Below are 23,730 nucleotides of genomic sequence, written 5' to 3'. Positions count from 1 at the left end.
CCGGCTCAGCCCTCCAGACAGGCGGCGAGCGTGACGATCGCGTCCGCAGAAGCCGACCAGTAGGTGCCGTCGCTCATCTCGGCGATCGCCGTGATGCGCTGTGTGTCGGCAAGCCGGATGCGCGTCGCGACCTGCGCGCGGCCCGCGCCCGGCCTGAGGTGGACGGTGACGACGTTCGGCTGCGGGTTCTTCTCGTTGAACACGGCGACGCGGCGGACGTGGTCCTCGGGCGTCATCGGGCTCTCGACGGAGACAGTGAGCGGCACCGTGTTGCCGTTCTCCACGAGCGGCGGCAGGTCGAGGGTGACGCGGCCCGGCCGGATCGGGTTGTCACCCGCGAAGCGCCGGATGGCGCTCTCGGTCGTCTCGGTTCGCGGCAGGCTCGCCGCCGCGGCCGGCCGCAGCGCGACCGCCAGCACCGTGCCGGCCGCGCCCGCGAGCACCCGGCGCCGGTCCAGCCCACGCATCCGCTCCACCTCCATCCCCTTCATGGCTGTCCCTCCGGCCTCTCCCCGGTCTCGCGCAGTGTCGCCAGGAAGGCGACGACATCCTCGATCTCGCCCGCGCTCAGGATCGGACGCCCCTGCCAGGCCCGACCCACGCGGGCGAGCCCCGACAGGCTGTAATAGGATGGCATGATGGTGTCCGGGTTCAACGCCCGACCGTCCACCAGTCGCAGCCGCAGCTGCGCCGGATTCAGCCGGGCGCCGACGCCCGCGAGGTCCGGGGCGAGGTTGCCCTGGAAGCGCTCCTCCGGGACGGGCCCGGCATGGCAGAGCAGGCAGAGCCCGCGGGTGCGGTCGGCCACGATCGCTCGGCCGCGGGCCGGATCGCCCGGCGCGCCGGTCAAGGATTCGGGAATCGCGTCGCCGACGATCGCGTAGGGCACCAGGCTCTCCGCGGCCCGCGTCGCGGTGGCGGCGAGAACCAGCACGGCCGCGACGAGGCGGGCGGCCCGGCGGCAGCTCACCCGAACACGTCCCGGGTGATCGTCCGGTACCAGCTCTCGCCATAGGCCGCCTCCTGCGCGCGCACCGCGTCCGGCGCGTCGAGCGGGCTGACGCCGCCGGCACCCGGCACGTCCGCGAGGAGTCCGTCATGCGGGCGGAAGACGCCCGCGATCGAGATGCCGTAGCCCGGTGCCACGAGGCTCCAGCAGGTGTTGATGAGCCGCGGATCCTCGGGCTCTCGCCCGGCCAGCAGGTCGATCACCGCCTGCGCGCAGACCTTCGCCTGCGCGTTGGCCGAGAAGGCCGATTTCGGCATCGCACCGGCGATGGCCGCGTCGCCGATCACGTGGATGCCCGGCACCAGGCGCGATTCGAAGGTCGCGGGGTCGATCGGGCACCAGCCGCTGCGATCGGCGCAGCCGGCCTGCGCCGCGATGGCCCCGGCGCGCTGGGGCGGGATGATGCAGGCGACGTCGGCCTTGACCTCGGCGAAGTCGGTGCGCACGACCATCGCGGCCGGATCGACCTCGCTGACCTGCCCGCCGGCGGCGAGCGGCACATATTCGAGCACGTCCGGGTAGAGCTTCGCCCAGGCCGTCTCGAACAGCTTCTGCTTGGAGAACGTGTCCTTGGCGTCGAGCAGGATGAGCTTCGCGCGCGGCTTCCGGGTCTTCAGGAAATGCGCGATCAGGCTCGCGCGCTCGTAGGGACCCGGCGGGCAGCGATAGGGATTGGCGGGGGCGGAGAGGACGACGGTTCCGCCCTCCGGTATGGCGGCGAGCTGGCGGGCGAGCAGGACCGTCTGCGCCCCGGCCTTCCAGGCATGCGGCATGGCCTCGGCCGCCCGCGCGTCGTAGCCCGGCACCGCGTCGAACCGCAGCTCGATGCCGGGCGAGAGGATCAGGCGGTCGTAAGCCAGCGCCGTCCCGTCGCCGAGGGTCACCCGACGCGCAGCCGGATCTACGGCGCTCGCGGTCGCGCGCACGAGCCGGAGACCAGTTCGGCCGAGCGCCTCGTACCCGAAGGTCTGCGCCTCGATGCCCCGCAGGCCTGCCACGACCGCGTTGCTGCCCGTGCAGGCGATGTAACGTTCGGACGCCTCGACCAAGGTGACGTCGATGCCGCCGGCGGCGAGACAGCGCGCCGCCGTCGCGCCGCCGAACCCGGCACCGACGACCACGACGCGTGGGGGTGTGCCGCCGATTGCCGGGCGCGCCAGCGCGGCCGCCGCGGCCCCGCCGATCAGGGCGCGGCGGGTCGGCGCGGATGATCCCCGGGGCATCACCGCGGTGCCTGCGCGGCGAACCAGGCGGCGATGGCGCGGCTCTCCTGCGCGTCGAACCCCTTGGCGATGCGGTTCATGAGGGTGGCCGGGCGCGCGCCCGAGCGGAAGGCGTCCAGCGCCCCCGCGATCTCGTCCGCGGACCGGCCCGCCAGCACGCCCATCGCCGAGCCCTCGGCGTGGCAGCCGGTGCAGGCGGAGGCGCCGGGCGGCGGCCGCGTCTCGGCGGCGCGCGCGCCCGTCCCCCAGACGAGGGCGACGAGCAGAGCGAGCGCCGGGTGCGGCGCCCTCATGCCCGGCGCAGGTCCGTGTCCTTCAGGGGCAGCTGACGCACGCGCTTGCCCGTCGCCGCGAAGACCGCGTTGAGCACGGCCGGCGCCGCCACCGCGATGGTCGGCTCTCCGACGCCGCCCCAGAAGCCGCCGGACGGCATCAGAATGGTCTCGACCGCCGGCATCGCGTCCATCCGCATCACCGGATAGCTGTCGAAGTTCGTCTGCTCGATGCGCCCGTCCTTCACCGTGCAGGCGCCGTAGAGCGCTGCCGACAGGCCGTACACGAAGGAGCCAGCCACCTGGGCGTCGATCTGCTGCGGGTTGACCGCGTGGCCGGGGTCGGTCGCCGCCACGATCCGGTGGATCTTCAAGTCGCCCTTGTCGGAGACCGAGACCTCGGCCGCGCCCGCCACGTAGCTGCCGAAGCCCATCGTCTGGCAGATGCCGCGATACACGCCTTCCGGCGGCTTCGTGTCCCAGCCGATCTTCTCGGCCACCGCCTCCAGCACGGCCCGGTGCTTCGGGTGGTTGCCCATCAGCTTCAGCCGGAACGCCAGCGGATCCTGGCCGGCCGCGTGGGCCAGCTCGTCCATGAAGCATTCGAGGTAGATGGCGTTCGGGTTCAGGTTCACGCCCCGCCAGAAGCCCGGCAGAATGTGCGGGTTGCGCATGGCGTGATCGACCAGGATGTTCGGGATCGTGTAGCCGATCGCGGCTTCCGGCCCGCCCGGGTTGAGCCCCTGGAAGGTGACCGGATCGCGGCCCTCGACCATGCGCTGGGGCGCGACCGAGGCCAGGATCGACTGGCCGGAGATGCGCATGTGCAAGCCGGTGAGGTTGCCGTCCTTGTCGAGCGCGGCGCGCATGCGGCACTGCGTGACCGGGTGGTACCGGCCGTGCGTCATGTCCTCCTCGCGGGTCCAGATCAGCTTGACGGGCGTGCCCGGCATCTCCTTCGCGATGAGAACCGCCTGCCGCACCCAGTCGTGCGTCGCCCCGCGGCGCCCGAAGCCGCCGCCGAGATGGATCTTGTAGACCTCGCAAGACGTGGCCGGCAGGCCGGCGGCGTCGGCGGTCGCGGCGAGCGCCGCCTCGCCGTTCTGCGTCGGCGTCCAGACCTCGCAGCGCTCCGCGGTCCAGAGCGCGGTCGCGTTCATCGGCTCCATCGTAGCGTGGTTCTGGAAGGGCACGCCGTAGACGGCCTCCACCACCTTGTCGGCGCCCTTCAGCGCGCCCGCCACGTCGCCCGCCTTGTTGCCGACGAAGGCCTGCTCGGCGTCGAGCCCCTCGCGCAGCACCTGCGCGATGGTCTCGCTGGAGACCCTCGCGTTCGGGCCCTCGTCCCAGACGATCGGCAGCGCGTCGAGGGCGGTCTTGGCGCGCCAGAACGTGTCGGCCACCACCGCGACCGCGCTGTCGCCGACCTGGACGACGCGCTTCACGCCGGGCATGCCCTGCACGGCCGCCGCGTCGAAGCTCTTCACGCTGCCGCCCGTCACCGGGCAGTCGCGGATCGCGGCGTTGAGGAGGCCGGGGAGCTTCAGGTCGATCCCGTAGACCTGGCTGCCGTCGAGCTTCGGCAGCGTGTCGAGCCGCTTCAGCGGCTTGCCGGCGATCGTCCAGTCCTTCGGATCCTTCAGGACCACGTCCTTGGGCGGCTCGATCTTGGCGGCTTCCGCCGCCACGGCGCCGTAGGTGGTGCTGCGCCCGGAGGCGGCGTGCGTGATCACGCCCCGCTCCGCGCGGCACTCGGCGGCCGGCACGCCCCAGCCCTTCGCGGCGGCGGCGACCAGCATGGTGCGGGCGGCGGCACCTCCCTTGCGGACGTATTCGTGCGAGTCGCGCACCCCGCGGCTGCCGCCCGTCGAGTAGTCGCCCCAGACCCGCTTGCGGGCGAGGTTCTGTCCCGGGCTCGGATACTCGGTGGTGACGCGGGCCCAGTCGCAGTCGAGTTCCTCAGCCACGAGCTGGGCGAGGCCGGTGAGCGTGCCCTGGCCCATCTCCGAGCGGGCGATGCGGATCACCACCGTCTCGTCGGGCCTCACCACGACCCAGGCGTTCACCTCCGGCGTCGCGGGCGCCGCGTCGAGGGTCAGGGCCCGCGCCGGGAACGGGATGTGGAAGCCGAGGGTGAAGATGCCGGCGCCGGCCAGGAGGGCGCGGCGCGAGGGGCGGGGGGCTCGCGAAGGGGCCTTGCGGTCGATGCTCATCGCTCTCCCCCTCAGCCGGACTGGCCGCGCTCGGCGGCGAGCTTGATGCCCGCCAGCACGCGGTTGTAGGTGCCGCAGCGGCAGATGTTGGTGATCTCCTGGCGGATCTGGTCCTCGCTCGGGCGCGGGTTCTGCGCCAGCAGGGCCGCCGAGGCCATGATCATCCCGGGTTGGCAGAAGCCGCATTGCGGCACGTCGAGTTCGGCCCAGGCCTGCTGGACCGGATGGTCCATCCCCGGCGCCAATCCCTCGATGGTGACGATCTTCTGCCCCGGCTCGATCGCGGAGAGCGGCATGGAGCAGGCGCGCACCGCCGCGCCGTCGATATGGACCGTGCAGGCGCCGCACTGGGCGATGCCGCAACCGTACTTCGTCCCGGTGAGGCCGATCTGTTCGCGGATCACCCAGAGGAGCGGCGTGTCGGGCTCGGCATCGACCTCGCGCACGACGCCGTTGACGTTCAGACGCGCCATCGCATACCACTCCCTGGAACTGCCCCAAGGCATACCGTATCCCCAGACCACGCCGCATCTCAAGGGGCGGATGGCGGTGGAGCATCCGTGACGCAGGGACGTGTCCCGAGGTCGTTCACGCGCGGCGCCACCGCGCGCGGGCTCGGCCGTCCGGCGATGCCGACGGCCGAGCGACCGGAGCGTCAGGGACAGGGATGGCGGGCGCCGTCGTTGCCCAGATATGTGCCGCTGGCCGGATCGTAGGAGCGGAAGCGACGGGCGCAGGCGGCGACTGCCTCGGGGGCGGGTCCGCCCTGCACCACGACAGGCGCGGGCTGCGCCTGCGCGTTGGCGATGGCGCCACCGATGATGGCGCCGGCCGCCAGCCCGGCCACACCCGCACCGACCGCGGCGCCGACGCCGGGACCCCGGCGGTAGCCGTAGCCGCCGCGCCAGCCGCGGCGGTAGCCGTAGCCCCGCGGGCCGTAGCGACGGGGGCCGAAGCGGCGGAACTGGACGTACTCGATCGACAGATCGCCGCGCGCGAGCGCCTCGGCGGGGCTGGGATTGGCCGGCGCTGCCGATGCCGGCGAGCCCGCAAGGGCGGCCATGACCGTGGCGGCCAGTGCGAGGCTGAGCTTCGTGGTCATCAATGCAATCCTCTGCGCTATCGCTCTGAGGCCAGACCTCAGTGGGTCCGGCCGTGACGCCCGTAGCGGCGGCCGATGAAGGCGATGACCTTCGGCAGGATGAACGCCGTCAGGATCTTTCGCAGCATGACGCGCCCTCCTCAGCGCCCGCGGCGCGTGAGCCAGCCGGCCGCGAAGGCGAGCACGGCCAGGCCCAGAACGGTGTGGGTGCGGTGGCCGTCGGCGTAGCGGACGGCGCGACGCCCGTAGGCCTTGCCGCGGCGACGCGCCTCGTGCGCCAGATGGCGGCCCTCCGGGATCAGGTCGTCGGCCCGGCCGCGGGCCGTGTCGGCGAGGTCCCGGCCGTCCTCGTAGAGATCCTCGGCCCGGTCGCGGGCCCGGCCGTAGGCGTACTGCGCCCCGCCGGCCACCTGATTCACGGCACCCCGCACCTGCCGGGCCGGGTCGCCGGCGAGGCCGCCGAGGGCGGTCTGCGCGCGACCCTTGAGGTGACGGGACGCGCCACGAATCTGGTCGCGGTTCATGCTTGCCTCCTGGATTGTGGAATGAAGCCCTGACGGGACCGGCTCTGCCGGTCCCGCCGAGGCGGCGTCAGTGATTGCCGGTGATCTTGTCGGCGATGTTCTTGGCGCCGTCCTTCACGTCGCCGACCGTCTTCTGGGCCTCGCCCTTCAGTTCCTGGGCCTTGCCCTCGGCCACGAGCCGGTCGTTGCCGGTGGCGTTGCCCACGGCCTGCTTCACGTTGCCCACGGCCTCGTTGGCCAGGCCCTTCAGCTTGTCGGTCGTGCTGCTCATCGCATGCTCTCCTGTCGCTGGTTGACGATCACCGGCCACGCCGGTGGGGACGGCTCCCGCCCGCGGGGCGGGAGCCGATGGGGATTTCGGTCAGGCGCGGCGCGCGTCGTAGGCGCCGAGCAGGGTGGCGGGCTTCGGGGCGCCGAGGCGGCCGCCGAAGAAGGCGGCGAGCGCGCCCAGGATCAGCGCCAGCGCCGCGTAGAAGGCGCCCTGCGTGGCCGCCGACTTGGCGGTCACGGCCGCAGCCTCGGCCTTCTGCTTGGCGGTGGCCACCGCCTGCTCGTACTGGCGCTGGTAGTCCTCGATCTGGGCCTTGGCCTGGTCGGGCGTGGTGCCCTGCGCCTTGGCGAGCGCGTCGGCCGCCCGGGCCTTGGCCTGCTCCTTCTGGGCCGCGTCACCGGTCAGCACCGCGCGCACCGCCGCGACCGCCGCGTCGCGCGCCGCCTGCGGGTCCTGGCCGGCGGCCTGCTCGCGCACCTTCTGCTCGATGCCGTCGAGCGGGTTCTGGATCTTCGAGAGCGAGGGTGCGGCAGCCTGGGCCGCGGTCTGGATCGTGCCGCCCACGAGGTTGCCGGCCCCGCCCAGCGCGCCCGAGACGGTGCTCAGCGTGCCGCCGACGAGGCCGGTGGCTGCCGAGGTGAGCAGGTAGAGCACGACGAGCGTGGTCACCGCCCAGGAGACCAGACCGTGCAGCGCGGCCGCGCCCGGCAGGGGCTTGCCCGAGAGCCGGCCGGCGATGAGGCCGCCGGCGAGCGAGGCCACGATGCCCGAGGCGACGAACCAGAGCCCGGCGCCGAGCGAGACGGTCGAGGCGGCCGGGTTGTCGGCGGCGTCGCCGCCCACCGCGGCCAAGCCAACGCCCACGCCCACGAGGTTCACGACGACCTGCGTCACCAGGGCGGTGACGGCGCCCGCGAAGATGGCGCCCCACGAGACCTGGTTGAGAAGGACCGCGCGCGTGTCGGCGTGCGTCTCGGCTGCGACGGATGGAACGAGGGTCTGGTTGATGGTCACGCTGTCACTCCGGTTTGAAGGTTTCGTCGGAAGAGCCGTCGAGGCGGCGGCTCAGTCGCGGCTGGCGTTGACCAGCAGGCCGAGGCCGAAGCCGACGGCGCCCGCGATCAGCAGGGAGGCCAGGGGGTACTCGGCGACCTGATGGCTCACCTCGCGCGTGCCCCGGCGGAGGTAGTGGCCGCCGCGCTCGTAGGCGTCCTCGGCGTAGTCGTAGGCCTCGTCAGCAACGTTCCGGACCGTGTCCTTGGCTTGGCCGTAGAAGTTCTCGGCCTGCCCGGTCGCCTCGCGCAGGCGGCCTTCCGCCGAGTCGCGCCGCGAGCCGGTGAGGTCGCCGACCGCGCCCTGAACCTTGCCGCCCAGTTCCTTCGCGGCGCCCGTGATCCTGTCGGTATCGACCATGTCGTTCTCCTGGTTGTTCGGGTGGTCTCGGAACCGGCGGCCGCTTCCCGGCGCGCCGGATGGTGTTCGTCAGTCACCGCCGCGCGGTTCGCTCGCCTTTGGCGACCGGGCTTCGTGCTTCTGGCGGCGGCCCTCGGTCTCGGTCCGGGCATCGCCCGTGAGCTTGCCGATGGCCTCCTTCACCGAGCCCTTGCGTTCCTCGGCGGACGGTGGCGTCCTTTGTTTCGTCATGGGTGCCTCATTCTTCGTGAGAAGATTCAGGTCGGGCGGCAGATGTGCCCGCCCGGCGCCCATTCAATGATCTAACTGTACTGGTAGGCCGGTGGATCTTTAGACGGCGATGACTGGTCTGGCCTTGTCTGCGGCAGCCGGCGCCATCGCCCTCAGTCGCGGTGCACAAACGGGTTGCGCACAAACGGGTTCCGGGGGCCGATGATTTTTCTTGGTATATCTCGATCACCGACGCGAACGTTATCGACCAGCATCGTGTCCGCCAGCTCGCGGAACGTCGTTCCGGCCGTCTCGCGCAAGCTCCGCCCTGCCGCGCCTTGGACAAAAGTCGAAGATGGCCGCGCTGCCCTCGCTACGTCACCCAATTGGAAGCGGAACGATTAGCCTCCGACCTCCCGACCGGACTTCGCCAAGCCGAGAGTACTTAATAGTTGCATGCGCGACGGCTTTTCCCCTTCTGCGTGCATTGCGGCGTAGACCGACGCGCCGTCCCCGCACCGGATGTGGATAGTTCCCGCGAAGCTGCGGGCTGCATGCATCCGGCACGGCGCAGGAGCGTTGCCGCTCGCCACACCCACATCCTCTCACCAGACGGAACTCTCTCGATGAACCGCCACGTCCTGCTCACGGCGCTGCTGCTCGCCGGTTCGCCCGCCCTGGCCCAGGCCCCCAACGCCGTGCCGGCGGCACCGGCGACCCTGAACGACGATCTCAAGGCGAAGTTCGTGGCGCAGGCGCCCGAGGATGTCGTCGCCTCGAAGCTCATCGGCACCAGCATCCGCAACGGCGCGAACGATACGATCGGCTCGGTCGCCGACGTGGTGTTCGACGAGAAGCGCGCGATCAAGTCCTACGTGGTCAGCGTCGGCGGCTTCCTCGGGCTCAATGCGAAGTACGTGGCAGTGGCCCCCGAGACCCTGCGGCTGACCCGCAAGGAGGGCGGCGCGCTCGACGCCGTCATCGAGACCGACAAGGACCAGCTGCGCGCCGCGCCGGAATACGTCTATCTCGGATCGGAGCCGAAGAAGTAACGCGGTCGGTTCCGCGGGCGGCCGCGCGCACCCGTGGTCGGACGGGCGCCGGGGATCTGCGCGGCCCTGAGATGGAAAAAACGCCGATACTGGTACGTCCGTCTCATAACGCCGGACCGACCTCAACCCACATCAGGGAAACGCGGGCCGGCATGAATTTGCGCGGCCCGCCACCGTTCCGAGGTTGTGCCGGGTTCTTCGCCCAATCAGGGCCCGGCACGGCCGCGAGGCCGGGCGCATGTGTCACTCCGGGCACGCGTCCGGCCCGTTGCCCTTTTCCGTCGCGACACAGAGGAAAGCCCATGGCCGGCGCACATCTGCCGGATGCTCCGGCGAACCTGCCCGACCCCGCGGATGCGCCGCCCGACCCGCAGCCCCGTCCCGCCGAACGGCCGCTCGGCCCGGACGAGCCTTCGGCACCTGTCGACATCCCGGCCGAGCAGCCGGTGCCGGGCATCGGTCCGGACGCGCCGCCGGGCGACCCCGCGGGCTCCGACCTCCGTGACTGATCCGGGCCACGTCCGAATGAGGCCGCACGACGGGACGGTCTCTCTCGCCGAGCGAGCGCTTGATGAGGCAATCGAGGCCGGCCTCACCCCCGCCGAGCTGCGTGCACTGCTGCGCGGCCGCACGGTCGTCGACCTCATCCCGCCGCTGCCGGGCGAGAGCCCTGCGGCCTACGCGGACCGGGCCACGAGCGAGCTTCTGGTCCGCTACCTCGCCGGAGACGCGGGCGAAGTCCCGCCTTCGGACTGACTGACGACGCAAACTTGAGGAGACTATGATCCGCCTTCCCGAACTGGCGCTTGCGCCGGCCCTCTTGCTCGTTGCCGTCCCGGCGCAGGCGATCGCCGCGCCGCTCGAGAACCGGTTCGACGGGACATGGTCCGTTGTGGCGATGACGGAGACCGGGAGCTGCCGCGGCCCCTACCACTACCCCATCGTCATCCGTGGCGGGACCGTGGACGAGGCAAGCGGCAACGCTGCCGACGCGTCGGGCCGGGCCGGTTCCGACGGCCGCATCGCCGGCACCATCCGGCAGGGACCCGCCACGATCGCCGTCAGTGGACGCCTCCGCGGCTCTGCCGGCAAGGGACGGTGGATCCTCGACGGCCTCGCCTCCTGCGCGGGTCGCTGGACCGCCCGGAGAACCGGCTGAGCGGCTGGACCGGCCCGAATTGGCCAACAGATCCCGTGCCGCCGGGCGTTCGGGAACCCGTATGGTGCCCTTATATCGCGACGACGTAAACCGCACGCGCGCGTCTCGTGGAATTTTACTATTAAAGATGCGCCAAGACGGTCGGGAAAATCAGTATCTTTACAGTACAGAAAACATTAAAATTTCGTCATCCTGAAACGGTATCGGACCGCTGGCGTTTCATGACCTCATCCACATGGAGGAAGAGGATGCGAATGAAACTCGCAGGCGCGGCCCTTCTCGCGCTCGGTACCCTGGCGGGCACGGCGAATGTCGCGGAGGCCGCACAGGGATGCGGACCCGGCTTCCATCGCGGCTATTATGGCTGGTGCCGCCCGCATTGGCGGCCCTACGCCTATCGGCCGGCCTACTACGCGCGCCCGGTCGTCTACGGCTACGGCTGGCGCCGTCCATGGGGCTGGCGACATGCGGGCTGGCATCACCGCCACTGGGGCTGGCGGCATGCCGGCTGGCACCGCCGCTGGTGACGTTTCAGGGGTCGGCGCGCGAGCGCCGGCCCATCCGGTTCGGTGACCGAATCCTGATGGGCCTTCCGCATGCCGCGTTCTCAGATGAGCCGCAGGCGCTGCAGGATCCGTGCGAGACGCGGCCTAAGGGGAAGCGACGCACGATAAAGGAACTCGGCGACCCGCAGCATGGGTTGGCCGCTCGCGAAGCGAAACGTGATCAGGCGCCCGAGCCAGCGCCAGCCCGGCAGGAGCGTCCATAACCGAGCGAAGGCCGCGGCACCGGAGATGAGTTGCCCATCGCGATCGCGCAGGTGGAAACGCCGAAGCGCAGCCTCCTGCGAGAGATCGGGGCCCAGTTGCTCCACGGTATCGCATCGGGAGACATCCACGAACGCGATCCGTTCCGCGCCCCTGCTGCGGCGATAATGGTCGATCTCGGCCCGACATAGCGGGCAAGCACCATCGAAGTAGACCGTGGATTCGTTTCCGCACTCCGAGTGCTCAGGTCCGCGCCCGTCCAGTTCTGATCTCACGGGCGGCCCGATACGGTGCTCGTGGGCTGGACCGTTCTGCTGTCGGCGCGTGCTTGGTCGCGTGTCGGGCCCGTCCGCATGAAGAGCGCGACGATGACCACGCCGACCGCCGCCACACCGGCCACGTAGAGCATGAAGTGCTTGTTGGTCGCGCGCATCCGTTCGTGTGCCTGTTCCTAGCGCCCCAGCCTCGCAACCGGTGCAAGCCACGGGAACGGCGTCGTTAAGCGCACGATCCGCACAGTCACGATCACGTTCGCGTGGATATAGAGCTGTCGCGTAATCTTCTCACGTGCGACGAGGTGCCCTGTGCAGTTTTGCCGCCGGGATACGCTGAAGACCCGCCGGATCGTCGCAGGCGAGAACCGCGAAGTGCGAGCCGCGTTGAGCGTCGTTCGCCGATTCTACGCGGGCCATCTGGCGTCGCCACGATCGCGGGTGATTGAAGCCATACGCGAGCGAGAGCGCGACGCGAACGGAAACGACGAGCCGAGCATGCCCCTCTTTCGCTCCGAAACCCCACCGCCGCCGGCCAACCTCGATTTCGGCCAACCGCCACCGTCGGATGAGCCGACCTCGGCCCAGCTCAAGGCCGACATCGACAGCGGCCTGACCGGAGACAAGGCTCCGCACGGCGATGTGGGCGCGGCGCCGCTCGGGACATGCGAAGAGGCCGGTGGCGCGGCGCCCAGTGTCCGCGATCTGCGCATCGCGCGTCGTACCGCGGCGGCCCCGCCACGGGTGCGGAGCGCTGCCGACCCGCACGGCCAGCGATGGTTCGTCGTACCGCTTTTCCTCTCCGTGACGACCGCCATCGGCGGCGCGATCTGTCTCGGCCTCCTGTACCTGTAGGCACTGGGCTCGGAGATCAGGGCGAAGGATGCGGCTCGAACCGATGACGCGGCGCCGGTCGTTCGAAGAGATCGCCCTTCGATAGGGCGGCGCGTGTCGCGAGTGGCATTCGCAGGACCAGACAGGCGGAAAGGACTAGAATTTTCGGCTGTTTCTGTACGTTGATACAACCTGAGTTTGTATTCGCCGACGCTTCCCCAAATGCCACAGACGCAGCAATTTAGTTGCGCGTCATTGACCTGCAACATCCTTGCTGCGCTACGGTGCAGGTTCCCTATGACCTGCCCTGCCACGTGCCGTGTCGACCCAAGAAGCTGACCGCCTCGCCGCTCTTCGGGCCCTCGCCCTGACGGGCACGGCACCGGAGCCCCACTACGACGCCGTTTGCAGGACGGCGAGGGCGCTGTTCGGCGTGCCGATCAGCCTCGTCTCGATCGTCGACGAGCACGAACAATGGTTCAAGGCCAAGTGCGGCCTGAGCGTAGATGGCACCTCACGCGCGGTGTCATTCTGTGCTCACGCCATTCTCTCGGACGACGTGCTCGTCGTGGAGGACGCCGGCCTCGACCCGGGCTTTGCGGAAAATCCGCTGGTCACCGGGGATCCGCATATTCGCTTCTATGCCGGCGCTCCCCTGATCCTCAAGCCGGGCCTTCGGGTGGGCACGCTGTGTCTCATCGACACGCGGCCGCGGCTTTTCTCCGCCGAGGAGCGCCGGCGCCTGCAGGATCTCGCCCTGATCGTCGTCGCGCACCTGCAGTTGCACGCGGCGTCCCGGGCGAACGCGGCGCTGGCATTCGAGCGCCAGCGTGCCGAGACCGCGCTCAACCACATGCGTCAGGCGCTGGTCATGCTCGCCGCGGACCAGACCATCCTGTTCTTCAACGCCCGCGCGCCGGAACTTCTGGACCTGCCCGCCTCCGTGCTCCGTCCCGGCGCGGCGTTCGCCGACATCCGGGCCTTCCAGCGCGCGCGGGGCGACTTCGCCCTAGTCGACGCTCAGATCAACGAGCGGGTGTCGGGCGGTGACCTGAACCGCCTGCCGCCTGTCTACGAGTGGCCGCGGCCCGACGGGAAGATTCTGGAGGTGCGGGGCTCGCCCCTGCCGGACGGTCAGTTCGTCTACACCTTCACCGATGTGACCGCCCGCAATGAGGCTCAGGCGGCGCTCCGGACGAGCGAGGCCAACTATCGCCTCCTCGTCGACGGGGTCGGTGACCACGCCATCTACATGCTCAGCCCCTGCGGGCAGGTGAGAAACTGGAGCCTGGGGGCGCAGCGCATCACGGGCTACAGTGCCGAGGAGATCCTCGGCCAGCACGTCTCGCGCTTCTATCCCGAGCAGGATCGGTGCGCCGGCCTCCCGGAGGGCGCGCTTCGGACGGCGGAGCGGTTGGGCGTGTTCCGCGACGAGGGCTGGCGGCTCAGGAAGGGCGGCGAGCGCTTCTGGGCCAGCGTCGTGATCCAACCCGTCCGCGACGCCGGCGGCACGCTCCTCGGCTTCACGGAGATCACCCGCGACGCGACGCAGCAGCACGCGGCCGAGCACGCCCTGCGGACCAGCGAGGCCCGCTACCGCCTGCTCGCCGAGAACACGTCCGACGTGATCATCCAGAGCGATCTCGACACGACGCGCCGCTACATCTCGCCCGCCGTCGCGGCGGTCCTCGGCTACACCCCCGACACCCTCGTCGGCACCAAGCCGCTTGATTTCGTGCATCCCGACGACATCCCCGCCTATCAGGCAGTGCTCGGGGACATCACCGAGGAACGCTCCGAGCGCGTCGTAACTCAGCAGCGCTACCGCCACCGCGACGGTTTCTGGGTCTGGATCGAGGTGTCCTTCGCACTCACCCGCGATCCCGTGAGCGGCCAGGCGACCGGCTACGTAGCGACCTTGCGCGACATCAGCGCCCGCCGGGCGGCCGAGCAGGCGGCGGCCGAGAGCGAGGCGCGCTACCGCGAGTTGAAGGACGCCGCCCACGACGCCATCCTGGCGCAGCTCGCCGAGGGCGTGATCGTCACCGACACGGCCGGCCGCATCACCCTCGTCAACGATGCTTCCGCGGCCATCCACGGCGTGGCGCGGCTCGACGTCGAGCCCGCCGCCTACAGCGACACCTACCACCTCTTCACCGAGGACGGCCTGCCCTATCCCTCGCAGGACCTTCCGCTGGCCCGGGCGGTGGGCGGCGAGACGGTGGAGGATGCCCGCTGGCGGGTCCAGCGCCCGGACGGCACGGAGGTTCTGGCGATCGGAAACGCCCGTCCCTTACGCGGACACGGGGGGCGGCAGATCGGCGCCGTCCTGACCCTGCGAGACGACACCGCCCGCGACGCGGCCGAACGGTCGCTGCGGGCGAGCGAGGCGGAGCTGCGCGACCTCAACGCGACCCTCAGCGAGCGGGTCGCCGCGCGCACCCGCGAGGCGGAGGCGGCGCGGTGCGAAGCCGAGCGGGCGAGCGCGGCCAAGACCGAGTTTCTGGCCTCGATGAGCCACGAGATCCGCACGCCGCTCAACGGCGTCATCGGTTTCAACGACCTCCTGCTCGACGAGCCCGGACTGCCGCCGGCCGCGCGCCGTTACGCCGAGCGGATCCAGTCGGCCGGCGCGACGCTGCTCACGGTCGTCAACGACATCCTGGACTTCTCCAAGATCGAGGCGGGACAGATCGAGCTCGTGCGAGCGCCGTTCCCGCTCTGCCGGCTTATCGAGGAGACTGCGGCGATCGTCCGGCAGGCGGCCGAGCGGAAGGGATTGTCCCTGCGCGTCGCCGTACCGCCCGTGCCGCTCCGGCTCATCGGGGATGAGACGCGCCTGCGGCAGGTCCTGCTCAACCTGCTCAACAACGCGGTGAAGTTCACGGCGGCCGGCGGCGTCGTGGTGGAGGCCGCAGAGGTCGCAACGACTGCGCGGCCGGACGGTGCCCACCGGATCCGGGTCGCGGTACGCGACACCGGACGTGGCATTTCGGTGGACGTCCAGCCCCGCCTGTTCCAGCGCTTCCAGCAGGCCGACGCCTGCGTGCAGCGGGACTTCGGCGGAACCGGGCTCGGACTCGCGATATCGAAGCAGCTGGTCGAGCTGATGGGCGGCACGATCGGCGTCGAGAGTCGGCCCGGTGCCGGGTCCACGTTCTGGTTCGAGGTCGATCTGCCGGCCGCCCCTGAGGCGCGCAGCGGCTCATCGACTGAGAGCTCGCCGCCGGGGCCGGGGGCGCGGCGCCTGCTCCTCGTGGACGACGTTCCGATGAACCAGGAACTGGCGCGCGCTGTGCTGACGATCGGCGGCCACAGCGTGGACGTCGTGGGGAGCGGCGCCGAGGCCGTCAGAGCCGTGCAGGCGGCCTCCTACGACCTCGTGCTGATGGACGTGCAGATGCCGGGCATGGACGGGATGACGGCCACGCGCCTGATCCGCAGCCTCGCCCATCCGGCCGCCTCCGTTCCGATCGTCGCCATGACGGCCAATGTCCTGCCGCACCAGATCGAGGCCGTGCGGGCGGCCGGCATGCAGGGCCATGTCGGCAAGCCGTTCCAGCGCGCCGAGCTGCTCGCGGTCATCGCCGCGCACACCGCGGATACGCCGGGTCCGGCCGCCGCGAGCGAGCCCGGATTTGACCGCCAGGCCTTCGCCGAGGTCAGGGAGATGATGGGAGCGAAGGGCGCGAACCGCCTGCTGACTTGGCTCGCCCGCGAGCTTCGCGACCGGCTGGGCGCCGACGGTGCGGTGCCGGACCGCGCGCGCCTCGCCCGCGAGGCCCACGCCCTCGCGTCCGCAAGCGGCCTCCTCGGGTTCGCGGCCCTGTCAGATCTCTGCCGCGAGGTCGAGGCCGCCTGCGATTCCGGGAACGACTACGACCCGCTCGTTCCACGCCTCTACGGGCTCAGGCAAGCCTGCCTGCGCACGATCGAGGAGCTGCTCGCGGCCTGACCGCGCGGCTCGAGGGCGGTTGCCGCGATACCGGAGCCGGCCGCTTCCCGCGGTCGGCTCCGGTATCGCCCGCGCCGATCGGCTCAGGCGTGAATCCGCGCAGTCGCGTCGTGGGGTTCGGCCCGAAGGCGCCTTTCGGCTTCCTGCGCCGTCGATGCGGCACGTGTCCGGACCTGGTCGAGCAGGCCGACGAACGCGTGCTGCCCCACTCGGTTCACATCCGCCTCGGTGCAGGCTTCCAGAGCCCGGCAATCGGCCTCCATCGCCGTGAAGCCGAGCGAGCCTGCGGGCGAGATGAGGCTGTGCGCCTCGAAGCGCAGCTCGTCCCGCCCCTTGGCCGTCGCGGCCGAGGCGGAGAAGCTTGCCCGCAGTTCCTGCACCAGGGTCGCGAGGAGCGCGGCGGCGCGGGCCTCTCCGACCCCCTTGACGATGGCGCCGTAGGCCGCCTCGTCGAAGGTGTCCTGGTGCTCGGCTCGGGCAGGGCCCTCGACCGGCCCGGCCGCGGCGCCCCCGGGCAGCCACCGATCGATCATGGCGTAGAGCTCGGACCGGTTGAACGGCTTGCCGACATGGTCGTCCATGCCGGCCTCGTGGAACATCCGAACTTGGTCCGGCAGGACATTGGCCGTCATGGCGATGATCGGCAGGCGCGCGCCGGACGTCCCCAGGCTGCGGATCAGGCGCGTGGCCGTCATCCCGTCCATGCCCGGCATCTGCACGTCCATCAGCACGAGGTCGTACCGGCCCTCATCGACGGCCGTGACAGCGGCCGCGCCGTCGCTCACGATGTCCACCGCATGGCCGGCGGCCTCCAGGACGGCGCGCGCCAGTTCCTGGTTGATCTCGACATCCTCCACGAGCAGCAGGTGCCCCCGTTTACGCGCGGCGGCGGGATCGGGTGCCGCGGAGAGCCTCGGCTGGACCGCGGCCTGCGGCAGGGGCAGCGTGAACCAGAAGGTCGAACCGAGCCCGTCCTCAGAGCTGAAGCCGACCTCGCCGCCCATGAGGTCGACCAGCCGCTTGCAGATCGCCAGACCCAGGCCGCTCCCGCCGAAATCCCGCTGAATGGTCCCGTCGACCTGGCTGAACCGCTCGAACAGGCGATGCTGCTTGGCCTTCGGGATGCCGATGCCGGTATCCTGGACCGAGAAGCGCAGGCAGTCGTCCGAGAGACCGCCGCCCGCGCGCCGGACCGCGAGCGTTACCGTGCCGGCGCGGGTGAACTTCACGGCGTTGTTGAGCAGGTTGAGCAGGACCTGTCGCAGCCGCCCCTGGTCTCCGACCACGAGGGCGGGCAGGCCGGCCTCCATCTCCACGGCGAGGGCGAGCCCCTTCTGCTCGGCGACGACGCCAACCATCGCGGCGGCTCCGTCGATCAGCCGGGGCAGGTCGAACGTTTCGGGGTGGAGCTCGATGGCCCCGGCCTCGATGCGCGAGAAGTCGAGGATGTCGTTGACGACTGTGAGAAGGGCCGAACCGGCCGCCCGGATGCGCCGCACGTGCTGCCGGGCCGGCTCGGGCAATCCGCGCTCTTCCAGGAGCAGGTCGGCGTAGCCGATGACGCCGTTGAGCGGCGTGCGGATCTCGTGGCTCATCGCGGCCAGGAAATCCGTTTTCGCCGCGCTCGCTCGCTCGGCCGAGAGCTTCGCCTCCTCAAGGGCTCGGGCCTGTTCGCGCCGCTCCGAGATGTCCCGGAAGCTCGCCACGATCGTGGGTGCGTCGGGCCCCGCCCCGGGAATGCGCCGGAAAATCCCCTCGACCCAGACCCAGCCCCGCTCTTTGTGCCGCGCGCGGTACTCGAGGCTCGCCTCGTCGCGGGCATCCCGCGAGAGGCTGCGCGTCGCCGCGAACAGCCTCGGGAGGTCGTCCGGGTGCACGTAGTCCCGCAGGGACAGGGCGGCGAGTTCGTCCGGCGTGAGGCCGAGCAGGCGCTCGGAAGCCGGCGAGATGTAGGATCGGCGCCCGTCGTCGTGACCGAGCATGATCAGCTCGCTCGTGTTCTCGGCCAGCAGGCGGAAGCGCGCCTCGCTCTCGATCGCGGCGCGCTCGGTCCGGCGCAACTCGGTCACGTCCATGATCGTGCCGAAGACCGCTGTGGTGGTGCCGGCGGCATCCGTTTCGCACAGGCCCCTGCACACGACGTCGCGCTGCCCGTCCTCGGCGTGGACGATGCGGGCCGAGAGGGCGAAGCTCGCGCCCGTCTCAATAGCCGCCGCGATGCAGCGCGCGACCTCCTCCCGGTCGTCCGGATGATAGCAGGCGATGGCCTCATCGAGCGGCGGCTCGCCCGCTTCCGGCTTCCGGCCGTGGATCGCGAAGACCTCCTCGGACCAGAACAGACCGTTGCCGGGCAGATCGATGCGCCAGTGGCCGATATGCGCGATCTGCACCGCCAGGGTGAGCAGTCGGTTGGCCTCACGCGCCTTCGCCTCGGCAGCGCTCGCGGCCGCTTCCTTCACGGCGAGTGTGCTGCCCTGCCGCCGCGCCTTCTCGAGACCGCGCGCGAGGGCGAGCAGCGTGAGGCAGAGCGCCAGCGTGACGCCGGCCCCGGCGAGATACGCCCGGCGGCGCTCGGCGACGAGCGGCGCCATGGTCTCCTCCAGCGACTTGCCGACGTTCACGACCAGCGGGAGCGCGCCGACCCTGCGGTATCCGTAGGCTCGGCGCACGCCGTCGTAGGGGCTCGTGAAATCGAATGTGCCGGCCTCGCGCTCCGCCAGCTGGTCGAAGAGATCGCCCCTCTGGGCGAGGTCGCGCGTGTTGATCTCGTACATGCCCGGGACCTGCGGGGCCCGCGCGCGCAGGCCGCCATCCTGCCCGATGAGCGCGATGCTGCCCTTCTCCCCAACATCGACGGCCCGGAACTGGTCCGTCAGGTAGTCCGGGCTGATCGAGGTCACGATCACGCCCGCGAAGCCGCCGTCGCGGTCGTTGAGTCGGCGCGCGGTCTGCATCACGTGGCGGCCGGTGATGCGCCCCAGCAGGGTGCGGTCGATATAGAGGCCGCGCTCCGCGCTGGCCTGCAGGGCGAGGAAGTAATCGCGGTCGCGGACATTGAAGCGCGGCATGCCCGGCACCCGGGGCGTCCGCGACGCGACGAGTTCGCCGTTCCGGTCAAACAGTGAGATCTGATGCGCGACGCCCTGAAGAGAGGTCGAGCGTTGCAGCCACGCGGCGAAGTCGAAACCGTCCGGATCGCGCGTGAAGTCGTCGGCGATGAAGCGCATGACCTGATCGACGCCGACCAGCAGGCGCTCGACGTGCTTCTCGACGCCGATGGACAGGTTCGCGACGTCGTGATGGACCTGCTCGCGCACCGCGGTCTCGCGCAGGTGCAGGTGGTAGAGCAGCCCGCCCCACACGAGGCTGACGAGGACGAGCCCGACCGCGAGGACGAGCCCCTGCAGCCGGTCCGTGCCCCGGTCCCGCGAGCCCGCGGCAGGCACCGCCGCCTGTCGAGAAAGCCTGACCATCAGGCGTCTCGATCGCACGGCGGCGCGACACCCGCGGCAGGTCTCCGGATGCTCATCGGCTCGCCGCTCGCAGGATGCATGGGAATAGCTCGGTTGACGTCTCGCGCCCGCCGGCCGGGCCAGGGCGCCCTCGCGGTACGCAGTAAGCGCTCGCGTGCGGATGAGATCTCTGGATTACAGCATCGAAGCCCGGTCCAGCGATATGATCAGCGCGATCCGGATCCTGCAGGTTCGGATCGGGTGAGAGGTGCGCGAATCGCCGCGCTGAAAATCAGTCGAAATCTTCCGGTTCAGTGCTCGTCCCGGATCGGCTCCTTGCCGCGTACAGTCGCGCAAAGCCTTTAATCGCGGGTAAGCGCGACGCTTGCGCACCTTTTTGTGATGCCCATGCCCGCGGCGGGGGGAGGATGCGGCCGCGCCATCGACGGGGGCCCGCGAGCTGCCGCTTCCCGAGTCAACCGCCTCGGACGATCGCGGCGTTGATTTATGCACAGCCGCGTCGTTGTCGCCGGGATTCACAAAGCGTGCGCCATCCGCCACGGTGCCCACATGATCCACACGCCGCCCGCCGGCCCGTGAGCACGTCCCGTCCGCTCCGTTCGCACCAGCGCGCCCTTCAGGCGCTCGTCGCGGCCATCGCCCGCGGCGAGGCGACGGGTGTCAGCGACGTCCTGGCCGCCGTCACGCCCGGTGGCGGCAAGTCGCTGCTGCCGGTGATCGCCGCAGCCGAACTGATCGCGGCAGGTCGGATCGACCGCGTCGTCTGGGTCGTGCCGCGCGATTCGCTCCGCCTCCAGGCGGAGGAGGCCTTCGCCGACCCGACCTGGCGCGCGAGCCTCCGGCACGATCTCAGCGTGCGCGCCGCCGACAACGAGCCGGACCCGGCGCGAGGTCTCGGCGGTTACGTCACGACCTATCAGGCGGTCGCCGCCGCGCCGGCCCTCCACCTCGCAGAGGCGCGGGCGCACCGCACGCTGCTCGTGGTGGACGAGGTCCACCATCTGCCCGTGCCGAACGCCGCCCGCGGCGGGGACGGAGACCACACCGACGCGGAGGCCGAGGCCGGCGCCTGGAGCCGGGCCATGCTGCCGTTGTTCCGGGCCGCGACCCTGCGCCTCTTCCTCTCCGGCACCCTGGACCGGGCCGACGGGCGCCGCATCCTCGGGCTTCCCTATCGCCCGGCGCGCGCGGGCAGCGGGCCGGAGGTCGACCTCGAAGCGCCGGGCCTGGCGGTCATCGGCTACTCACGGGTGCAGGCGCTCGCCGAGCGCGCGGTGCTCCCGGTGAATTTCGGCGCTCTCGACGGCGAGGCGAGCTGGCTGGAAGCGGGGCAGGCGGCGGGCGCCGCCCCCCGGGTCGGCCCGCACCGGATCGGCGGAGGTGTGCGCGTCACCACGCGGCCGGCACTGTTCACGGCGCTGCGCACGGGCTTCGCCCGCGACCTCCTCGGCGAGGCCTTCCACGCCACCCGCCGACTCCGGGCCCGGCGCCGAGCCGAGCGCGGCCTGGGGCCGTCCGAGCCGGCGCTCGGCCTCGGTAAGCTCCTGGTGGTCGCCCCCGACCAGGAGAGTGCCCGGCGCTACCAGGCGATGATCCAGGGCTGGATGCCGGCCGACCAGGCCGAGCGGGACGTGCGGATCGCCACCTCCTCGGCGCAGGACGCCCACGCGGCGCTCGCGGCCTTTCGGCTGCTGCCCGAACCCGCCATCCTCGTGACCGTGGCGATGGCCTACGAGGGCCTCGACGCGCCCGAGGTCGCTGTGGTGGCGGCCCTCACTCATATCCGATCCCGGCCCTGGCTGGAGCAGATGCTGGCCCGCGCCACGCGCGTCGATCCGAATGCGGGCGCCTACGAGAGCCAGCAGGCGCTGGTCTTTCACCCCGACGACCCGCTCTTCGCGAAGTTCCGGGCGGAGCTGGAGACCGAGCAGGGCAGCGCCCCGCGCCCGCGCGAGACGCCGCGCCTCACCGCCGTGACGCCGGAGCCTGTGCGCTGGCGTGATGACACGCCGCGCGGCATCACCCCGCTGGAGAGCAACGCCCTCGGCATCCGCTATGCCATGCTGCGCCCCCGCACCCCGGCGCCGGACGCGCCCGTCCGGCAGGCCGCGCCCGCACCGCAGGGGCCGCCTTCCCTGACGGAGCGCGCCCTGCGCCAGCGCCTCGCCGCCCAAGTCGTGGCGCAGGCGGTCGAGGACGAGGCGGCTTGGCGCGCGCCCCGCGGCGGCAACCTAGCCCACCGATACAACGCCGTCCTGAAACGGGTGACCGGCAAGGACCGCGCCTCCATGACGCTCGCGGAATTGGAGGCCGCCCTGGCTTGGCTGGAGCGCAACCGGCTCTCCGACCACGCCCACCTGCTCGACGGGGATGCCCGTTACGCCTGGTCGGTCCGACAGCGCCGCCGCGGCTGGTCCCCGGCAGGTCGCCGGGCGGAGGGGTGAGGGATATCGCCTCCTTGGATAGGAGCGCGTCGTCGAAGCCCGATCGGCACTGCGTGCCGTTCTGCAACCTCCTGTCCCCCACCATGAGCGCCGGGACCCGCGCCTCTCGGGGCATTTGGTCCGCTCAGGCCGGCACCCGCACCGTCGCCCGTAGGCCGCCCAGCGGGCTGTCGTGGAGCGAGACGTCGCCGCCATGCGCCCGGGCGATGTCCCGCGCGATGGCGAGGCCGAGCCCCGAACCGCCCGCGTCCTGGCGCGCGTCGTCCAGCCGCACGAAGGGCTTGAACACCTCCTCGCGGCTCTCCGGCGGGATACCGGGCCCGTCGTCGTCGATGGAGACCAGGAAGCTGCGCCCCTCGCGCCTGCCTGAGATCGCCACCGTCTCGCCGTAGCGGGCGGCGTTGGCCGCGAGGTTGAACAGGCAGCGCCGGAAGGCGTCGGGCCGCACCGTCGCGGTCGGCGGCCCGTCGAGATCCACCCGGTCAACGTGGGCGCCGAGCCGCTCAAGGTCGGTGCGCAGATCCTCAAGCATCGCCCGCATGTCGGTCGGTGCCGCCGCTTCCGCCGAATCGCCCCGGGCGAAGGCGAGATAGCCCTCCAGCATCCGGCTCATCTCGTCCACGTCCCGCTGCAGGTCGTCGATCTCGGGCGTCTGCTCGATCAGCGCCAGCGAGAGCCGGAAGCGCGTGATGATGGTGCGCAGGTCGTGGCTCACCCCGTTGAGCATCGTGGTGCGCTGCTCCATTGCCCGCTCGATGCGCCGCTTCATCTCGATGAAGGCGTGGCCGGCCTGCCGGACCTCGCGCGCGCCGCGGGGCCGGAACTCGATCTCGCGGCCCTTGCCGAAGCCCTCCGCCACCGCCGCGAGCCTGAGGATTGGCTTGATCTGGTTGCGCAGGAACAGGATCGCGACGCCGAGCAGCACCATCGAGGAGCCGCCCATCCAGACCAGGAAGATGTGCGAGTTCGAGGCGTAGGCCTGGCTGCGCCGCGCGGTGATCCGCATCACCCCCTCGGGGATCGCCACGCGGATCTCGATGAGGTTCGAGCGCCCCACCGTGTCGATCCAGAAGGGGCGCCCGATCTGCCGCTTGATCTCGTCCGACAGGGCCTCGTCGAGGATGGAGAAGAACGGGCGCGGTCCGGCGGGCGGGATCCTGGCCCCCTTGAGGATGTCGAGGTCGAGGCTCAGGCGCTCGCCCGCGATCCGCGCGAGCGTCTCGGCGTCCTTGTCCTGCGGGTAGCTCTCGTAGATGTCGATGAGTGCCGCGATGTCGGAGGTGACCGCCGAGGACAGGCGCTTCGTCACGAGCTGCCAGTGGCGCTCCATGAAGGTGTAGGCGATCACCGATTGCAGCAGCACCACGGGCGCGATGATGATGATCAGCGAGCGCGCGTAGAGGCCCTTCGGCAGGGCATCGCCGATCGCCCGCGCGATCCGCTTCCAAGCGGTGCGCAGGGCGGCGAGCGGCGCCGTGACCCGAGGGGGACGGTGCGGCTCGGCGAGGTGCGTGGTCTCTGTCCCGTCCATCGGCGT

General features: G+C 71.1%; 24 protein-coding genes. 8 read left to right on the top strand and 16 right to left on the bottom strand.

Going from position 1 to position 23,730, the window contains the following annotated elements; translation table 11 throughout:
- Positions 1-5: 5 nt before the first annotated feature.
- The 12 genes from DK427_RS24285 to DK427_RS24230 form a co-directional block, all read right to left on the bottom strand.
- Positions 6-491 carry a SoxY-related AACIE arm protein gene (locus DK427_RS24285; RefSeq protein WP_425452506.1) on the bottom strand — a complete coding sequence of 162 codons (486 nt, stop codon included), beginning with the start codon at positions 489-491 and terminating at the stop codon, positions 6-8.
- The gene (gene soxX, locus DK427_RS24280) at positions 488-970 is read right to left on the bottom strand and encodes a sulfur oxidation c-type cytochrome SoxX (RefSeq protein WP_425452505.1); all 483 of its coding nucleotides are present in this window, start codon (positions 968-970) and stop codon (positions 488-490) included. Before soxX ends, DK427_RS24285 begins: the two co-directional genes overlap by 4 nt.
- On the bottom strand, positions 967-2,232 hold the full coding sequence (locus DK427_RS24275; protein WP_204165234.1) for an NAD(P)/FAD-dependent oxidoreductase: 1,266 nt from the start codon (positions 2,230-2,232) through the stop codon (positions 967-969). The genes soxX and DK427_RS24275 overlap by 4 nt, the downstream gene beginning before the upstream one ends.
- The gene (locus DK427_RS24270) at positions 2,232-2,525 is read right to left on the bottom strand and encodes a c-type cytochrome (RefSeq protein ID WP_109953618.1); all 294 of its coding nucleotides are present in this window, start codon (positions 2,523-2,525) and stop codon (positions 2,232-2,234) included. Before DK427_RS24270 ends, DK427_RS24275 begins: the two co-directional genes overlap by 1 nt.
- Positions 2,522-4,717 carry a xanthine dehydrogenase family protein molybdopterin-binding subunit gene (locus DK427_RS24265; protein WP_109953617.1) on the bottom strand — a complete coding sequence of 732 codons (2,196 nt, stop codon included), beginning with the start codon at positions 4,715-4,717 and terminating at the stop codon, positions 2,522-2,524. The genes DK427_RS24270 and DK427_RS24265 overlap by 4 nt, the downstream gene beginning before the upstream one ends.
- Before the next feature lie 11 nt (positions 4,718-4,728).
- Complete coding sequence (locus DK427_RS24260) at positions 4,729-5,190, bottom strand: (2Fe-2S)-binding protein (RefSeq protein ID WP_109953616.1); 462 nt, start codon at positions 5,188-5,190, stop codon at positions 4,729-4,731.
- 182 nt (positions 5,191-5,372) lie between these two features.
- Positions 5,373-5,819: a BA14K family protein gene (locus tag DK427_RS24255; RefSeq protein WP_109953615.1), complete on the bottom strand. Its 447-nt coding sequence runs from the start codon at positions 5,817-5,819 to the stop codon at positions 5,373-5,375.
- 140 nt (positions 5,820-5,959) lie between these two features.
- Positions 5,960-6,343 carry a CsbD family protein gene (locus DK427_RS24250; protein ID WP_109953614.1) on the bottom strand — a complete coding sequence of 128 codons (384 nt, stop codon included), beginning with the start codon at positions 6,341-6,343 and terminating at the stop codon, positions 5,960-5,962.
- Between the two features lie 67 nt (positions 6,344-6,410).
- Positions 6,411-6,614 (bottom strand): CsbD family protein, encoded by a 204-nt coding sequence (locus DK427_RS24245; protein WP_109953613.1) that lies wholly within the window; start codon positions 6,612-6,614, stop codon positions 6,411-6,413.
- 90 nt (positions 6,615-6,704) lie between these two features.
- Complete coding sequence (locus DK427_RS24240; protein WP_109953612.1) at positions 6,705-7,628, bottom strand: PhnA-like protein; 924 nt, start codon at positions 7,626-7,628, stop codon at positions 6,705-6,707.
- A gap of 51 nt (positions 7,629-7,679) precedes the next feature.
- Positions 7,680-8,027: a CsbD family protein gene (locus DK427_RS24235; protein ID WP_109953611.1), complete on the bottom strand. Its 348-nt coding sequence runs from the start codon at positions 8,025-8,027 to the stop codon at positions 7,680-7,682.
- Positions 8,028-8,096: 69 nt separating this feature from the next.
- Positions 8,097-8,321: a CsbD family protein gene (locus DK427_RS24230; protein ID WP_245930703.1), complete on the bottom strand. Its 225-nt coding sequence runs from the start codon at positions 8,319-8,321 to the stop codon at positions 8,097-8,099.
- A 542-nt stretch (positions 8,322-8,863) separates the two neighbouring features.
- On the opposite strand from DK427_RS24230, the gene DK427_RS24225 reads away from it, so the two are divergent.
- The 5 genes from DK427_RS24225 (at position 8,864) to DK427_RS24205 (ending at position 10,975) form a co-directional block, all read left to right on the top strand.
- On the top strand, positions 8,864-9,289 hold the full coding sequence (locus DK427_RS24225; RefSeq protein WP_109953610.1) for a PRC-barrel domain-containing protein: 426 nt from the start codon (positions 8,864-8,866) through the stop codon (positions 9,287-9,289).
- A 302-nt stretch (positions 9,290-9,591) separates the two neighbouring features.
- Positions 9,592-9,798, top strand: coding sequence for a hypothetical protein (locus tag DK427_RS24220; RefSeq protein ID WP_109953609.1), 207 nt, complete (start codon positions 9,592-9,594; stop codon positions 9,796-9,798).
- Positions 9,799-9,814: 16 nt separating this feature from the next.
- On the top strand, positions 9,815-10,045 hold the full coding sequence (locus DK427_RS24215; protein ID WP_109953608.1) for a hypothetical protein: 231 nt from the start codon (positions 9,815-9,817) through the stop codon (positions 10,043-10,045).
- 25 nt (positions 10,046-10,070) lie between these two features.
- Entirely contained in the window at positions 10,071-10,448 is a 378-nt protein-coding gene (locus tag DK427_RS24210; RefSeq protein WP_109953607.1) for a hypothetical protein, read from the top strand.
- A 248-nt stretch (positions 10,449-10,696) separates the two neighbouring features.
- Positions 10,697-10,975 carry a GCG_CRPN prefix-to-repeats domain-containing protein gene (locus tag DK427_RS24205; protein ID WP_109953606.1) on the top strand — a complete coding sequence of 93 codons (279 nt, stop codon included), beginning with the start codon at positions 10,697-10,699 and terminating at the stop codon, positions 10,973-10,975.
- 80 nt (positions 10,976-11,055) lie between these two features.
- Here DK427_RS24205 and DK427_RS24200 read toward each other — a convergent pair whose 3' ends face one another.
- Complete coding sequence (locus tag DK427_RS24200; RefSeq protein WP_342772533.1) at positions 11,056-11,490, bottom strand: thiol-disulfide oxidoreductase DCC family protein; 435 nt, start codon at positions 11,488-11,490, stop codon at positions 11,056-11,058.
- Positions 11,487-11,648: a hypothetical protein gene (locus tag DK427_RS26550; protein WP_162559885.1), complete on the bottom strand. Its 162-nt coding sequence runs from the start codon at positions 11,646-11,648 to the stop codon at positions 11,487-11,489. Before DK427_RS26550 ends, DK427_RS24200 begins: the two co-directional genes overlap by 4 nt.
- Positions 11,649-11,799: 151 nt before the next feature.
- On the opposite strand from DK427_RS26550, the gene DK427_RS24195 reads away from it, so the two are divergent.
- Both DK427_RS24195 and DK427_RS24190 read left to right on the top strand, forming a co-directional pair.
- Positions 11,800-12,342: a hypothetical protein gene (locus tag DK427_RS24195; RefSeq protein WP_245930702.1), complete on the top strand. Its 543-nt coding sequence runs from the start codon at positions 11,800-11,802 to the stop codon at positions 12,340-12,342.
- A gap of 298 nt (positions 12,343-12,640) precedes the next feature.
- A complete protein-coding gene (locus tag DK427_RS24190) occupies positions 12,641-16,276 on the top strand; it encodes a PAS domain S-box protein (RefSeq protein WP_109953604.1) in 3,636 nt (1,211 codons plus the stop codon).
- Between the two features lie 83 nt (positions 16,277-16,359).
- Here the strand turns inward: DK427_RS24190 and DK427_RS24185 are convergent, their stop codons facing one another.
- Positions 16,360-19,749, bottom strand: coding sequence for an ATP-binding protein (locus tag DK427_RS24185; RefSeq protein WP_109953603.1), 3,390 nt, complete (start codon positions 19,747-19,749; stop codon positions 16,360-16,362).
- Between the two features lie 575 nt (positions 19,750-20,324).
- Here DK427_RS24185 and DK427_RS24180 point away from each other — a divergent pair.
- A complete protein-coding gene (locus DK427_RS24180; RefSeq protein WP_109953602.1) occupies positions 20,325-22,193 on the top strand; it encodes a DEAD/DEAH box helicase in 1,869 nt (622 codons plus the stop codon).
- Positions 22,194-22,317: 124 nt separating this feature from the next.
- Here DK427_RS24180 and DK427_RS24175 read toward each other — a convergent pair whose 3' ends face one another.
- Positions 22,318-23,724 (bottom strand): ATP-binding protein, encoded by a 1,407-nt coding sequence (locus DK427_RS24175; protein WP_245930701.1) that lies wholly within the window; start codon positions 23,722-23,724, stop codon positions 22,318-22,320.
- Between the last annotated feature and the right edge of the window lie 6 nt (positions 23,725-23,730).

The sequence above is a fragment of the Methylobacterium radiodurans genome (assembly GCF_003173735.1).
Lineage (GTDB): Bacteria > Pseudomonadota > Alphaproteobacteria > Rhizobiales > Beijerinckiaceae > Methylobacterium > Methylobacterium radiodurans.
This window is presented reverse-complemented; position numbering and strand designations above follow the sequence as displayed.

Bases quoted from the DNA above. Each gene is read 5' to 3' on its own strand.
- DK427_RS24285 (WP_425452506.1), bottom strand. From the start codon at position 491: ATGAAGGGGATGGAGGTGGAGCGGATGCGTGGGCTGGACCGGCGCCGG.
- DK427_RS24275 (WP_204165234.1), bottom strand. From the start codon at position 2,232: ATGCCCCGGGGATCATCCGCGCCGACCCGCCGCGCCCTGATCGGCGGG.
- DK427_RS24270 (WP_109953618.1), bottom strand. From the start codon at position 2,525: ATGAGGGCGCCGCACCCGGCGCTCGCTCTGCTCGTCGCCCTCGTCTGG.
- DK427_RS24265 (WP_109953617.1), bottom strand. From the start codon at position 4,717: ATGAGCATCGACCGCAAGGCCCCTTCGCGAGCCCCCCGCCCCTCGCGC.
- DK427_RS24260 (WP_109953616.1), bottom strand. From the start codon at position 5,190: ATGGCGCGTCTGAACGTCAACGGCGTCGTGCGCGAGGTCGATGCCGAG.
- DK427_RS24255 (WP_109953615.1), bottom strand. From the start codon at position 5,819: ATGACCACGAAGCTCAGCCTCGCACTGGCCGCCACGGTCATGGCCGCC.
- DK427_RS24250 (WP_109953614.1), bottom strand. From the start codon at position 6,343: ATGAACCGCGACCAGATTCGTGGCGCGTCCCGTCACCTCAAGGGTCGC.
- DK427_RS24245 (WP_109953613.1), bottom strand. From the start codon at position 6,614: ATGAGCAGCACGACCGACAAGCTGAAGGGCCTGGCCAACGAGGCCGTG.
- DK427_RS24235 (WP_109953611.1), bottom strand. From the start codon at position 8,027: ATGGTCGATACCGACAGGATCACGGGCGCCGCGAAGGAACTGGGCGGC.
- DK427_RS24230 (WP_245930703.1), bottom strand. From the start codon at position 8,321: ATGGGCGCCGGGCGGGCACATCTGCCGCCCGACCTGAATCTTCTCACG.
- DK427_RS24225 (WP_109953610.1), top strand. From the start codon at position 8,864: ATGAACCGCCACGTCCTGCTCACGGCGCTGCTGCTCGCCGGTTCGCCC.
- DK427_RS24220 (WP_109953609.1), top strand. From the start codon at position 9,592: ATGGCCGGCGCACATCTGCCGGATGCTCCGGCGAACCTGCCCGACCCC.
- DK427_RS24215 (WP_109953608.1), top strand. From the start codon at position 9,815: ATGAGGCCGCACGACGGGACGGTCTCTCTCGCCGAGCGAGCGCTTGAT.
- DK427_RS24210 (WP_109953607.1), top strand. From the start codon at position 10,071: ATGATCCGCCTTCCCGAACTGGCGCTTGCGCCGGCCCTCTTGCTCGTT.
- DK427_RS24205 (WP_109953606.1), top strand. From the start codon at position 10,697: ATGCGAATGAAACTCGCAGGCGCGGCCCTTCTCGCGCTCGGTACCCTG.
- DK427_RS26550 (WP_162559885.1), bottom strand. From the start codon at position 11,648: ATGCGCGCGACCAACAAGCACTTCATGCTCTACGTGGCCGGTGTGGCG.
- DK427_RS24185 (WP_109953603.1), bottom strand. From the start codon at position 19,749: ATGGTCAGGCTTTCTCGACAGGCGGCGGTGCCTGCCGCGGGCTCGCGG.
- DK427_RS24175 (WP_245930701.1), bottom strand. From the start codon at position 23,724: ATGGACGGGACAGAGACCACGCACCTCGCCGAGCCGCACCGTCCCCCT.